Source organism: Undibacterium hunanense (genome assembly GCF_014284335.1).
GTDB lineage: Bacteria > Pseudomonadota > Gammaproteobacteria > Burkholderiales > Burkholderiaceae_D > Undibacterium > Undibacterium hunanense.
Genome location: NZ_JACOGF010000010.1, coordinates 157,340 through 171,356, shown reverse-complemented (window position 1 = coordinate 171,356; position 14,017 = coordinate 157,340). Strand labels below are relative to the sequence as shown.

The 14,017-nt window shown below is 52.3% G+C and carries 10 protein-coding genes; all 10 read right to left on the bottom strand.

All coding sequences use genetic code 11. The features are described 5' to 3' along the window. Positions 1 to 34: 34 nt before the first annotated feature. Entirely contained in the window at positions 35 to 1,492 is a 1,458-nt protein-coding gene (locus tag H8L32_RS19055; protein WP_186948850.1) for a DEAD/DEAH box helicase, read from the bottom strand. A 642-nt stretch (positions 1,493 to 2,134) separates the two neighbouring features. Then, on the bottom strand, positions 2,135 to 3,328 hold the full coding sequence (bcsZ, locus tag H8L32_RS19050; RefSeq protein ID WP_230412306.1) for a cellulose synthase complex periplasmic endoglucanase BcsZ: 1,194 nt from the start codon (positions 3,326 to 3,328) through the stop codon (positions 2,135 to 2,137). 78 nt (positions 3,329 to 3,406) lie between these two features. Next, the gene (fabI, locus tag H8L32_RS19045; RefSeq protein WP_186948849.1) at positions 3,407 to 4,201 is read right to left on the bottom strand and encodes an enoyl-ACP reductase FabI; all 795 of its coding nucleotides are present in this window, start codon (positions 4,199 to 4,201) and stop codon (positions 3,407 to 3,409) included. Positions 4,202 to 4,591: 390 nt separating this feature from the next. Beyond that, positions 4,592 to 5,914: a TldD/PmbA family protein gene (locus H8L32_RS19040; RefSeq protein ID WP_186948848.1), complete on the bottom strand. Its 1,323-nt coding sequence runs from the start codon at positions 5,912 to 5,914 to the stop codon at positions 4,592 to 4,594. Beyond that, positions 5,914 to 7,311: a TldD/PmbA family protein gene (locus H8L32_RS19035; RefSeq protein ID WP_186948919.1), complete on the bottom strand. Its 1,398-nt coding sequence runs from the start codon at positions 7,309 to 7,311 to the stop codon at positions 5,914 to 5,916. Before H8L32_RS19035 ends, H8L32_RS19040 begins: the two co-directional genes overlap by 1 nt. Before the next feature lie 378 nt (positions 7,312 to 7,689). Beyond that, positions 7,690 to 8,232, bottom strand: coding sequence for an NUDIX hydrolase (locus H8L32_RS19030; RefSeq protein WP_186948847.1), 543 nt, complete (start codon positions 8,230 to 8,232; stop codon positions 7,690 to 7,692). A gap of 79 nt (positions 8,233 to 8,311) precedes the next feature. Next, positions 8,312 to 10,012, bottom strand: coding sequence for an ABC transporter ATP-binding protein (locus tag H8L32_RS19025; protein WP_186948846.1), 1,701 nt, complete (start codon positions 10,010 to 10,012; stop codon positions 8,312 to 8,314). 9 nt (positions 10,013 to 10,021) lie between these two features. Beyond that, positions 10,022 to 11,137, bottom strand: a complete 1,116-nt coding sequence (locus H8L32_RS19020; RefSeq protein ID WP_186948845.1) for an ABC transporter permease — start codon at positions 11,135 to 11,137, stop codon at positions 10,022 to 10,024. Between the two features lie 9 nt (positions 11,138 to 11,146). Then, a complete protein-coding gene (locus tag H8L32_RS19015) occupies positions 11,147 to 12,085 on the bottom strand; it encodes an ABC transporter permease (protein ID WP_186948844.1) in 939 nt (312 codons plus the stop codon). A 50-nt stretch (positions 12,086 to 12,135) separates the two neighbouring features. After that, on the bottom strand, positions 12,136 to 13,983 hold the full coding sequence (locus H8L32_RS19010; protein ID WP_186948843.1) for an ABC transporter substrate-binding protein: 1,848 nt from the start codon (positions 13,981 to 13,983) through the stop codon (positions 12,136 to 12,138). Positions 13,984 to 14,017: the final 34 nt, after the last annotated feature.

Here is a 14,017-nt window from a genome sequence, read left to right as displayed (position 1 = left end):
TGGCGTCGCGCAGTAACTTAAACAGTGGTTCCAATTAATAATCGCCGAAAGTACGACGTGTACCGCTGTCGTTGGAGCGATTGCCTTTGTAGCCGCCGCTGCCTTCTTTGCGTGGACCTGCGCCGGTACCGCTGGAAGAAGGCGCTGCTGGCTTGCTGAAGCTGCGCTGACCTGGTTTGCTGTTGCCGTAACCGCCACCACCGCCAGCTTTGCGGGTGTCGCCTGGTTTCCAGCCGTTAGGCTTGCGGGCAGCAGAGCGTGCCGGTGCGGCAGATTTCTTGGGTTCAAAACCTTCGATGACATCGACAGGTATCAATTGCTTGGTGAAGCGCTCGATACGTTTGACGTGCATGCCTTCAGCATGGTTCACCAGGGAAATTGCCAGGCCTTTACGACCAGCACGGCCAGTACGACCGATACGGTGGACATAATCTTCCGGGAACTTCGGCAGATCGTAGTTGAATACGTGCGTAATTGCAGGAACGTCGATACCACGAGCAGCAACGTCGGTTGCTACCAGTACACGTACCTGTCCACGGCGCAACGCGTCCAGTGTGCGGTTACGTGCACCCTGGTGCATGTCGCCATGCAGGGCGGCAGCAGCGAAACCGGCGATGTTCAGACGGTCAGCGATGGTGTCTGCATCACGTTTGGTGGCAGTGAAGACAACAGCCTGGTCAACAGTAACGTCGCGCAGAAGGTGATCAAGCATACGGTTTTTGTGGGACAGGTCATCCACAAAGTGAACGCGCTGCTGGATATTTTCATGCTTGCTGGCAGAGCCGGCGATCTGGATGACCAGAGGCTCAGTCGTGATGCGTTTAGCCATGTTACCGACGACACCATCCAGTGTTGCAGAGAACAGCATGGTTTGACGTGTAGGAGGTGTGGCAGCAACGATTTTTTCGATATCGTCGATGAAACCCATGTCCAGCATGCGGTCGGCTTCATCCAGAACCAGCATTTGCAGTTCAGAGAAATCGATCTTGCCGGATTCCATATGGTCGATCAGACGACCAGGTGTTGCCACCAGGATTTCTGGATTGCGGGACAGCAATTGCATCTGTTTAGGATAAGGCATGCCACCCAGGATGGACACGGCCTTGATACGGCGTGAATAAGCGCTGTATTTGTCGGTTGCTGTGGTTACTTGCAAAGCCAGTTCGCGGGTTGGTGTCAACACCAGCATTTTTGGTTTTGCAGCAACAAAACGTGGTTTGTCGCCACGTGAACGGGCAGCCTGACGTTCTTGATTAGGTGTTTTGCTGTTGGCAGCGTCATAGCTGACAACTTCAGCAGTGACCAGTTTATGCAAGGCAGGCAGCATGAAAGCGGCAGTTTTGCCGGAGCCGGTCTGGGATGAGACCATCAGGTCACGACCTTCAATCGCGGCAGGGATTGCCTGTTCTTGTACCGAAGTTGGCTTGGTATAGCCGGAATCAGTCAGAGCGCGGATGATATTGACGTGGAGACCTAGTGCTTCAAAACTCATGAATTTCTTTCGTAATTAGGGCATTTGCAAAATGCGGCAGCTATGCCTGGCAAACCGGCGATAAGGCCGGTTTCGCAGCATGTTTGCCGGAACGATTGCTTCTGTCCCAGTATAAATTAGCGCGTTGCTAACGAACGCGCGCAACAATGCAGCGCCAACCAAACGAAATGAACACAGAAAATCCGACGAGGGACGACAATGAAATTTCGGCACAAAAGCTTTGCGCCGGTATGATGTCTATGGATTACAACCAGACATGCGAGGCGGGAGGGCTTTTACATGCACTATCCCAACTACTTGGATATGCACAGGCTTGCGATGCTACTTGGTTTTACATTGATATCACTGCGGTACAGAAATATTGCAATGCAAAAAACGAGACTATACACGATTTACAGTGAAAATGCAGCCCATTTTGTTAAATATCTGCAAAAGGTACTAAAAATTGCTACCGATAACTTTAATAGGATTTACACAGAGCTTGCAAAAAGTTGCTACGTTTAAAGCTCCTTACCCTTCAAGGGGAAGCTTGGGATGCGGATGGGGTTCAGACGTAAAGTCATTGACTGCAAATTAACTGAAAAGAGGGGGTAATCGCAGATTTTTATCTATTACTCTGTTTTGTTCTGTGCAGCAGTGTGTTTAAAACAGGCGCCAGCAAAAATGTTGCCAGTAAAAATCAGCATCACCCTGGGCATCGAAACGGAAACGCTTGTCTTGCCAGCCCAGCGCGAACAGTGACAGTACCTGGTCATAATAGGCATCCGGCTTGATGGGTTGTGCCTGCAAACGCAGTTGTTGCTGCACCAGCGTTTTTTGCATGCCCAGCGCCTGCAGGAAAGGCAGGGTGGCAGCAGAAAATCCACTGGAACCCGGGCCATTGATTTCACCGGTCAGGATGTTGATGTATTCAGGCGGATAACCCTTGCTGTCCACCAGATTAGCCATGGGGCGCAGCTGTTTCAGCAGGTTCGCCTTTTCGCTGTCCTTATCAGCCATCATGCCAGCCCACAGATAGGTGCGGATAGCGTTATAACCTCCCTGGCCTTTTTCTGCACCCTGAGTATCTGGCTGGAAACCTTTCTGGCTGTCATAGATAATCCAGTCTGCTACATAGCCCTTGGGGGCGCTGCCTGCGATCAGGCGGGTGGCAGAGTTCAACATGCGCTTCCAGCGGTCGTCACTTTCCTTGCGTTCAAACCAGCGCAATAGTGGCAATGGCAGGTAGCTGGCATTCAGTTTCCACTGGTTGCCGGGCAAATTGAAACCGCTGGGGCCAGGTAACAGCGTCTGACCCAGACCGGGCAGGTCTGCGGTTTCTTCATTCATGATTCTTTGTGCCAGCAAGCTCGACAAGGCGCTGAAACGTGGCTCTTTCCATTGTTCTCCGGCCAGACCAAGGGCATAGGCTATCCACAGGTCAGCGTCAGATGCCGGGTTTTTGTCGATGATGCCCCAGCTATTGTCTTCACGCTGGCCCCATTGCCAGGCGGGCAGGCGGGCTGTCAGGTCACCGGCGGCAAGATTGTTTTCGGTCCAGGTCAAAATGCGCTGGAAGGCGGGCCGGTCGTTTGCCGTCAGCGCAAAGAACAGGGCATAGGCCTGGCCTTCGGATGTGGTGGGTTTGCGTGCGCCGCTGTGATCTATCACCCGGCCATCATCGGCGATAAAAGTCTTCTTGAAGTTGTTCCAGGCTGGCCAGGGATCATTGCATGAAGCAGCACGGGCTTGGCCGCACAGCAACAAGCAAAAGCCAAGGCTGATCAGCAGCAGCCGATACGGATAAACGGATTTGCTTTGCCAGGTCTTGAACATCATGATGGGGAAAGAATTCATGCCATAAGCATACTGCAATACGGGATACAGGATGCAACTGGCGCATCCCGTATTGTCAGGGAGGGGGGATGTAGCTAATTACTTGTCGTAAGAATCTGCATTCAAACCCATGACGTGCGAGAAGCCGCCGTCCACATAGGTGATTTCGCCGGTAATGCCGTTTGCCAATGGCGACAGCAGGAAGGCGGCAGTGTTACCTACATCTTCGATGGTCACATTGCGACGCAGCGGTGCATGTTCTGCAACGAAGCCCAACAGTTTGCCAAAATCCTTGATGCCGCTGGCGGCCAGGGTTTTGATCGGGCCAGCAGAGATACCATTGACGCGTATGCCTTTTTTACCCAGATGTTCTGCCAGATAACGGACAGACGCTTCCAGCGATGCCTTGGCCAGACCCATGGTGTTGTAATGCGGGATGGCACGGATGGCACCGAGGTAAGACAAGGTCAACAATGCCGAATCTTCGCGCAGCAGCGGCAGGGCGGCTTTTGCCATTGCCGGGAAGCTGTAGGCAGAAATATCGTGCGCAATGCGGAAGGCTTCGCGGGAGAGACCATCAAGAAACTCACCGGCAATGGCTTCGCGCGGCGCAAAGCCGATTGCGTGTACCAGGCCATCGAGTTGATCCCAGGATTTGCCCAGGTCAGCGAAGACTGCTTCGATTTGTTCGTCGCTGGCGACGTCACAGTCAAAGATCAGTTTGCTGTCAAATTCAGCCGCGAAATCGGTGATCCTGTCTTTGAAACGCTCTCCTACATAGGTAAATGCCAGTTCAGCGCCTTCGCGTTTGCATGCCTGGGCAATGCCGTAAGCGATAGAACGGTTGGACAGCAAACCGGTGATCAGAATTTTTTTGCCTTGCAGAAATGCCATGTTGACTCCAGATATGACCGCAATATGCTTAAGACTCTCCCGTATTGACGTAGTGGAAAGCCTTATTCTATTGCGCTGTGGGTTTTTGTTACTTGTTGTTTCTACATCAGGGGTGGTGGCCTCTGTGTGGAATGCGTAAATTGCAGCCTTTTCCGCAACAGGTCGGAATTGTAGTTGCTCTCATCGAAACGGGCAAATGCTAAGTTTGCCTCAAACTGGCCACCCATGGGGCGGGTGGCCTGCTTTGGATTGCTTTTGCCCCTTTATATCATAGTGTGCAGCCGGAAAAACGCCGGATTTTGATTGAATCAAGCCAAAAGTTATTATTTTGAATAGTAATTATGGGCTTCACTTATCAACGCATGAGTCAACTCATGAATCAACGCACAATTACAGCACAAACCGCATTTCCTTCACCAGTGCTCCTGGCAAGACTGCGCCGCCGGTATGTCTTTCGCCATATGAACGGTCATCCATGATGACTTCGGTTTCCTGTGTCAATGCCAGCAGATTGTCACCCAGTATCTTGAATAGCGAATCATCAAAGCGCATGACATTCAGCGGGGCCTTGATTTCCCCGTTTTCTACCCAGAAAGTGGCGAAACGCGTCATGCCTGTGATGCGGCAGGTGGCGCGGTCAGAAAAATTCAGGTACCACAGGTTGGCGACGTAAATCCCGGTTCCCAGTTCTTTCAATACATCAGCTCTGGCCAACTGTCCGGCACGCATTGCCAGCGACTGCGCTGATTCATCTTCGCCTGCGCCATTGCCAGTCAGGCCAAATTCTTTGGCGCTGCGTGGTGAAATCATGCTGCCGGTCAGTTTGCCTGCCTGTATCAGCGGGGTCACTTCAGGCTTGATGAAGCCCTGGGCCTGAAAGCCTGGCTCCAGCCCCGTGCGGCTATCTTCACTGATATCCACCATGACATGCAGGCTGGCTTCGCCGGATTGCAGTCTGCGCAGGGAACTATATTTGGTGCGCAAGGCTTTCTCTGACAGGCCACCCCAGTTCAGCATCATGACCAGTTCATTCAGAGCCGTCGGGCTCAGATAAACACGGTAGTTGCCCGCCGGGACGGTAACAGGCGGCCTGGCCAGCAGCGCCAGTTTTTTACGGGCATCTTCAAATGCCGCAAGAAAGGCTGCTTTGTCCCAGCTAAACCCGGCGTAATTCGACTTGACTGCCTTGTCCGCAGCATGGAACAAGCTCCAGTCAAAATTGACGTTATTGCTTTCATACCAGTTGCGCTGCCCCAGAGAGTTGGCAAAGCCGCGATACAGCGTGCCGGTGGTCAGCAAGCCCACCATATCAACATCGCCTGTGGCGGCCAGTATCTGTGCCACCATGTCTTCCACTGGCGGCAGGGCAGATGGCAGGATCTGCGTGCTGCTGTGGACAGTATTGGCAATCAGCAAATGCGGGTCGGCTGGCAGATCAGGCAATTGCGCGCGTAAATTCTGCACTGCATGGCTGATCGCCTGATGGTCGTCTTGCAGATCACCACTCAGGTTGAAGCTGCTTGCAGCATGGGTTTGTCCCTGTATCAACTGTATGCGCAAAGTCTGTTGCAAGACATGGCCAGGCTGGCGGATGGCACTATGATTGAAGCGTACAAAATCGCTGGACTCTGCCGAAAACCAGATAGTGCTGATTTCCGTGCCCTGCAATTGCTGCTGTACCAGATCGGCCAGGGAAAGAAAATGGCTATGCATCAGGCTTCCCCTCCAAACACTTCTACCTGGCTGAACAGACAGGCCGGTGATGCATGGCCCACACGTATGACTTGCGATGGTTCGCCCTTGCCGCAAAATGGCGTACCCATAACGGCTAGCGTAGCGTCATTACCCACCATTTTCAGCGAGCGCCAGAAGCTTTCTGATATGCCGCGATAATTCGCATTCTTTACCAGTTCCTGCAATTTGCCATTGCGTATCACCTGTCCGAATTCACAACCAAATTGAAACTTGTTGCGTGAATCATCGATGGACCAGGACACATTGGTATTCATCAGCACACCATATTCAATACTGGCAATCATTTCTTCCAGGCTGCTGTCACCAGCTTCTATATTCAGATTGGCCATGCGGTCTATTGGTGGCCGGTTCCAGTCACAGGCGCGCGAATTGGCAACACCAGCCATGCCGGCACGGGCTTGCGACAAGGCACTGCCCAGTGGCTTTTCGAGTATGCCGTTTTTGATGATCCAGGTTTTATCGGCAACACTGCCATCATCATCCCAGCCAAAACTGGCAAACTGTTCGCTGCGGGTCGGGTCGTAGGTGACATTCAGCAAATCCGAACCATAGCGGAAATGCCCGAACATGTCGGGCGTGACAAAACTGGTGCCGGCGAAATTACGTTCGTCGCCCAGTATGCGGTCAAGCTCCAGCGGATGACCGATAGATTCATGGATTTGCAACATCATCTGTTCTGGCATCAGCAACAGATCCATACTGCCACTGGGGCAGTTCGGTGCATGCAGCAAGGCCAGTGCTTCTGCGGCAACGCGCTTGCCCGCCCCATAAAAACCGGCTTGCTGCAAGACTTCCATGCCACCCTGACGGCAAAAGCCGTTGTACTGGCCACCCAGGCTGCGTGTCTGGGTTTCTACCCCTTCATTTGCAGTGACGCTGAGATTGGGGATCAGATAATTGAAATGCTGGCGGATATTCGCGCCAGCACTACTGACAAATAATTGCTTTGTCGTCACCATGCCGATAGACGCACTCCAGTCTACGATGAGCGGGCTGATCTGGCAGTCTGCTGATTCCTGCATCAGCAGGGCGATTAAATCCTTGCGCTTCCAGTGGCCACCAGCCGGACTTTCATAACTGCCCACTACGGACGATTGTTTGATCTGGCTGAAATCGGTCACTGCCTTGCCGGCACTGATGGCGGCCCATTCAGCGGCTCGTTGCAGTGCGGCATGCAAGCCATGACGCGACAGATCACTGGTGGCAGCATAACCGTAACCACCCTGATGGATGACCGTCAGCATGGCACCATAGCTGCGGCGGCTATGCAGGGGTTGCAAAATGTTTTGCCTGACCAGCAGTTCTTCGCTGCGTTCGTCAACAACCCGCATGGAACAAAAATCCACCGCAGGCATCAATTCCAGAAACAAACTTTTCAAAGCATCCAATAGGGACTCCGTCTTATGTGCAGGTGAGAAGCGCGAGAAGAGCAGGCGCAGGCCCACGTCAATACGGTCATCTTGCCAGTGTTTGTAATTTTGGTCAAAAAGATAAATGTTATGAGATGTGACCAGGATCAAAAAGGGTGTTTTTTTATTTGGTAAACGATATGTTTAATAATAGGAAAGGGAGGTGTTATTTCCGCATATTGGTATCGCGTAATGTGAAACGGTGCGCGCGGCGCATCCTACGCTGTGGCCGCTATTCAGGTGATTCGTAGGGTGCGCCACGCGCACCGATTTAGCGAGAAAGTGTGGAATTGCTTGAGTGATGCATGCTATCGCAGTTTTGTTTCAGCTGCTATTTTTAAGGGTTTTCTTCGCCATACGGCTGACCGATGCATTGTTATCGTCGCTTACCAGCGTTGACAGCGGTACCCATGCCAGATCATGCGACTCATCGCTGACGCAAAAATCAAGATGCAGTGCCTGAAACAGAAAGCGCAAGTCGTAATGATAATGGCCAGGTTCATTGTGTCTGGCCGGGATGGCATGTGCATCGACGTCAAACAATGTTGCGTGCAGCAATTGCAAATCCTGGATGCCGCTTTCTTCTCGTGCTTCGCGTGTGGCGGCAGCCTGTATGCTAATGTCGCCATCATCCACATGCCCGCCCAGTTGCAACCAGCGATTCAATTTCTTGTGATGTGTGAGCAAGGCTGCCTGTCCATCTGGTGACAGAATCCATGCTGATGCCGTCACATGGCCTGCCAGCGTCTGGCGACTGCTACATGCCTTGGTATGGGTGACAAAGTCCAGCGTCTTTTGCAGATGCCCGGTTTCGGTAGCATCCGCTGGCTGATGGGCAAGCAGTAGGACGATGAGCTGGTCTTGCATGGGAAATATGGAACGGAGGGAGATGGTTGTTGTAAATCAGGCTCTGCCCTGTTTGATCAGGGCAAAGCATTGTCAAAACTTAGTGTTGCAGACCCTTGGGTATGGCATTCAGCAACGTCCTGGTATATGCCTGGGTCGGGTTCAGATACAGGTCATCCGAATTGGCCAGTTCTACTACCTTGCCTTTGTTCATCACCATGACCTGGTCGGCAATGTATTTAACGACAGCCAGATCATGCGAGATGAAGATGTAGGACAGGCCAAATTCTTCCTGCAAATCCTGTAGCAGGTTCAGCACCTGTGCCTGTACCGATACATCCAGTGCAGATACCGATTCATCGCAGACCAGTACTTCTGGCTTCATCGTCAGGCAGCGCGCAATGGCGATACGCTGGCGCTGACCACCAGAAAATTCATGCGGATAGCGATGGAAGGCGATAGTGGGCAGGCCAACTTTTTCCAGCAACTGATACGCCATGGCGGAACGTTCGCTGTCGTTGGCGCCGATGTTATGGATATGCATGGGTTCCATCAGAATCTGTCCCACGGTGAAACGTGGATTCAGCGAGGCATACGGGTTCTGGAAGATGATTTGTATGCGGCGTTTATAGTGATGAAATTCCTTGTTCGACATGGACAGAATATCCTTGCCTTCAAACAGGGCCTGACCAGACGTAGCCTGATGCAGGCGCATCAGTGTCAGGCCAACCGTGGTCTTGCCAGAGCCTGATTCACCCACCACGCCCAGGGTCTTGCCACGCGCCAGTTTGAAAGATACACCTTCAACCGCCTTGAATTCTTTTTTGCCAAAGAAACCTTCGCGCGAGTAAAAACTTTTACCCAGGTCTTTGACTTCAAGCACGATCTCTTCGTCGCCTTTAAGGCCACGCGGGCGCTGTTTCTGATCAGCCAGAGCGCCATTGTTGTTCATGAAATCGGCAATGACCGGCAAGCGCCAGGGGCGGGTATCCAGGGTAGGGCGGCAGTGCAGCAGGGCCTGGGTGTAGGTGTCTTTGGGACTTTCAAAGATTTGCTCTACCGTGCCTGCCTCGCGGATTTCGCCATTACGCATGACGATGACGTGGTCAGCAATTTCACCGACCAGTGCCAGGTCATGGGTAATGAACAATACTGACATCTTGTGTTTTATACGCAAAGCATCAATCAGGTCGATGATCTGCTTTTGTATGGTGACGTCGAGAGCAGTGGTCGGTTCATCGGCGATCAGTAATTTGGGTTCGCAGGCGATCGCCATGGCGATCATCACCCTTTGTTGTTGCCCGCCAGACATCTGGCTAGGGTAGGCATCGATCTTGTTTTTTGGATCGGGAATGCCGACTTCTTCCAGTAATTCTATGGCGCGCTTGCGGGCTTGTTTGGCATCCATGCCCATGTGCAGGCGCAAGACTTCGGCGATCTGGAAACCAACGGTAAACACTGGGTTCAGCGAGGTCATCGGCTCCTGGAAAATCATGGAGATTTCCTTGCCGCACAGGTCACGCCTTTCAGCGATGCTGAGTTCCAGCAAGCTGCGGCCTTCAAAAATGATTTTGCTGTCAGCAGCAATGCTGGATGTATCTGGCGGCAGCAAGCCCATGACGGCGAGTGAGCTGACCGATTTACCGCTGCCGGATTCACCCACCAGGGCAACGGTGGAATTGCGTGGGATTTCAAAGGAAATACCCTTGACCGTTTCCACGCTATCTTTTTTATTGACGCGGAAAGACACGCGCAGATTTTCTACTTTCAGCAAAGCTTGATTTGTGTTGTCTTGACTCATGATCTGTCCTTATTTCAACTTGGGGTCAAGCGCATCGCGCAAGGCATCGGTGAACAATGAGAAGGCTGTTACCAACACGGCCATTGCTGCGGTTGCGGCAACCAGTTGCCACCATTTACCCAGAATCAATTCATTCTGCGCTTCATTGAGCATACTGCCCCAGGACACCACACCAACCGGTACGCCAAAGCCAAGGAAACTCAGAATGACTTCTGACTTGATGAAGCCGACAACAAGGATGGATACCTGTACCAGTGCCACATGGCTGACATTCGGGAAGATATGCACGAACATCTTGCGCCAGTGCGAAGCACCAATGGCATCTGCGGCCCATACATATTCACGCGCCTTGTGTTTCATGTATTCAGCACGGATCAGGCGGAAAGGCCCAGTCCAGCCAGTGAAAGCCAGGATCAGGATGATGGTGGTCACGCCCTTTTGCTGCAATACCGCAGCAACCGAAAGTATCAGCAGCAGGTAAGGGATGGAGGTGAAGATGCTATAGAACCAGTTGAAAAAGTCATCGACTTTGCCGCCAAAGTAACCAGCCAGTGCGCCAAAGATGGTGCCCAGCAGGGTTGCCAGGAAGGCAGCAACCAGGCCAACCACGATGGAAGTCTCTGCACCCTTGATGGTTTTCTTGATGATGTCATGTCCCCACTTGTCAGCGCCAAAGGGCAGGGTGGTCAGACGTTCACCCACGACGGCTTTGCCGGACTTGGCCAGCTCGGTGCGGATTTCTGCCATTTCCTTTGCCAGCGGATCAGGGATGCCATAATCATTGACGATGACGGCCTGATCAGCATCGGGTTGCTTGCGCAATTCGCGGATGATGTCGGCCAGCGGATCCAATGGATTTTCTGGCGGCGGTGCTTCAACTTCAGCCTTGGTGACCGTGCCTGTATCTGCACCGACAAAGCCTGGTGGCGCGTAACTGACACCGCTTTCCTGCTCCCAGTCAGAGGCGATAACGCCGGTGGCAGACAATACCAGCGCAATTAAAAAGGCAATCACTATCCCCATGGCAATCATGGCGACCTTGTCGGCGCGCAAGCGGCGCCATGCCAGCGCCCATAGCCCGGGTGATACAGTTTGAACAGATGGATTTGTTGTAGTCGTGCTCATGAATGATCCTTATTTCAACTGTACGCGTGGATCAACCGCCTGGTACAACAGATCGGTCAACAAATTAAAGAACATGGTGGCGGCAGCAACATAGACGGTGATGGCTTTAATCACGGGGAAGTCACTGCGTTCCACTGCCAGGATCACTTCGCGGCCTATGCCGGGAATCGAAAAGAAACGCTCAATCAGGAAGGCACCAATCAGCAAGGCTGGCAGGTTGGACATGACGTGGGTGATGATGGGTATCGATGCATTGCGCAAGACATGCACCCATTTCACGCGGCTTTCGGTCACGCCTTTGGCGCGGGCGGTACGCACATAATCCTGGTTCACTTCATCCAGCACAAAGGTGCGGAACAGGCGCAGATTTGGTGCCACGCCCACGGCCAGGGCAATCAGGATAGGCAGTGCGGAATACTTGAACAGGTTTTCGGCGAAATGATTACCCCAGCCCTGTACCGGGAACATGCCCAGTTTATAAGCAAAGAAATACTGACCAACGATGATGTAGACCAGGATACTGACCGACATACCAACGGTACAGGCGATCATCACGCCACGGTCTGTCAGCGAGCCACGCTTGAAGGCAATTGCCAGCGCCAGCGCAATCGCGATCAGGGTTTCGATGATGGTCAGCGGTATCAGCACTGTTAGCGAAGGCCCTAAGCGTGTGCCTATGATGGACGATACGGCTTCACCGGTACTCCAGCTATTGCCGAAGTTGAAGGTGACGATCTGTTTAATGAAAATCCACAACTGCACGTAATAGGGCTGGTCTATGCCCAGTTGGGTACGGATATTGGCAATCTGTTCGGCATTCGACATCTTGCCAGCAAGGATGTAGGCGGGGTCGCCACCCACCCAGTTAAACAGGAAAAACACCAGCAGGATGACACCCAGCATCGTTGGTGCCATCTGCCATAAGCGGCGCAGAATATAAGCGGTCATGTTTGTCTTTCGGTTTTCAAATTTCAGTTAGTCTGCGGCTCATTTTTTGTTTATTTATTTTGGTCGATGTCAATCTGCATCCACTCTATATGCATGATGGGGTGCTTTTTGTAACCTACTACGCGTGGTTGTGCCAGCATCATGCGGTGGCGGGCATACCCCAGACGTTGGGCAGCATACAGTTCCATGATGCGTGTCATCTTGTGGTACAGCAGATCACGCTCCGGCCCTGGTGCCAGTTTTTGTGATTGTTCATACAGTTTGTCATATTCAGGGATTGTGACGCAGCCATTATTATTCATGTGTATGTTTTTACCGTAAAACAATTGCATGAAGTTGTCACCGTCCGGGTAATCGGCTATCCAGGGTGAAATGCGCTGCATTAACTGACATTGCTTTTCTGCTTTCAGGATTTCAGCAAAAGGGCGGAATTCAGCGCGCATCCTGATGCCTATGCCGTCATAGGATTTTTTCCAGACCTCGGCCTGCAAATGGCCACGTGATTCGGTCTGGGCAGTGTGGACAATCTCTAGCGGACTGCCATCGGGCATGGTGCGGTAACCATCCTTGTCTTTTTTGTAGCCGAATTTGTCCAGCAAGGCATTGGCGGCGGCAGGGTTGTACTGGATGCTGCTCTTGTAATTCGGATCATGTCCCACCACGCCAGGCGGAATGGGATATTGCAGCGGTATCGCATGACCATTGTCGACGATGCGTATTTCTTCTTCCACATTATGTGCCATGGCCATTGCGCGACGCAGGGCGATCTTTTCCTTGCTCAAGCCACCAAAGACCGGGTCTTGCATATTCCAGTAGTAGACAGTCAGTTCGGGGTCAACGATGCGTGACATCTGTATGCCACGTTTGACAAGTTCAGGTTTCAAATCCGGGCCGTTCAGCACTTGAGGTGCCAGGCCGCCATAGAGCTGGAACAAATCAATTTCATCTTTCTGGAATGCCAGCAGGCGAGATTGGTCTTCCAGTATCACATTGACGATGACGCGCCCAATTTGCGGCATGCGCTTGCCTTTCATCGCCGCGATGATCTTTTGGTCATTCGGGTCGGAACTGGGCTGGAAATCCCATATATTGGTGTGATAATCCGGATTCGCATCCAGCACCATTTTTGATCCGCGCACCCATTCAATCAGTTTGAAAGCGCCGGTACCTACCGGGTTTGCCATGGCAGCACCCTGCACGTCCTGGTATTTTTCTATGACCTCACGTGCTACGGCGGACATGGCGGTGTAGGCCAATATCATGGGCAGGTTAAAGTCCGGGCGGGTCAGATGGATGCGCAGGGTATATTTGTCGATGACTTCCAGGCCGGGCACTTTGGCAGAGTAATCGAACTTGCCAGATTTTTTTGCCTGCGCAGCCAGTTGATCCAGACCTGTGATCTTGTCCTCTAACAGCCATACATGGCTGGAGGCGATTTTCGGATCCATGATGCGCTTGAAGGAATACACATAATCATCGACCGTCAGCTCACGTTTTTTTCCATTGAAAGCCGCGTCCGGTGTGAAGTAAATGCCTTTTTTTAACTTGATGGTGTAGGTTTTGCCGTCCGCAGAAATCTCAGGCATGCTTTCCGCTGCTTCAGGAATGATTTTTGCGGGGCTGGCCAGGTAATCATAGGTGAACAGACGTTCAAAAATCGCTTCATTGATGGCGTTTGAATATAAGTCACGGGTTGCCGCAGGGTCAAAACCGGTTTCTGCAACGGGGAAGATGGTCCTTAATACTTTATCCGGATCAGCAAACTCGGGCTTGGCGGCAAGTGCCTGCAAGGGCAGGGCAGATGAGATGAGGCCAGCCAGGGCAAGGCACAATGCCATGCCCGTTCTGCTTAGCGTGCGCGCTGATTTGTCGCGCTGAAACGGATGAGGTAACTTCATAGACAGATTCTCCTGCTTGGTAAAACGGTGTGAT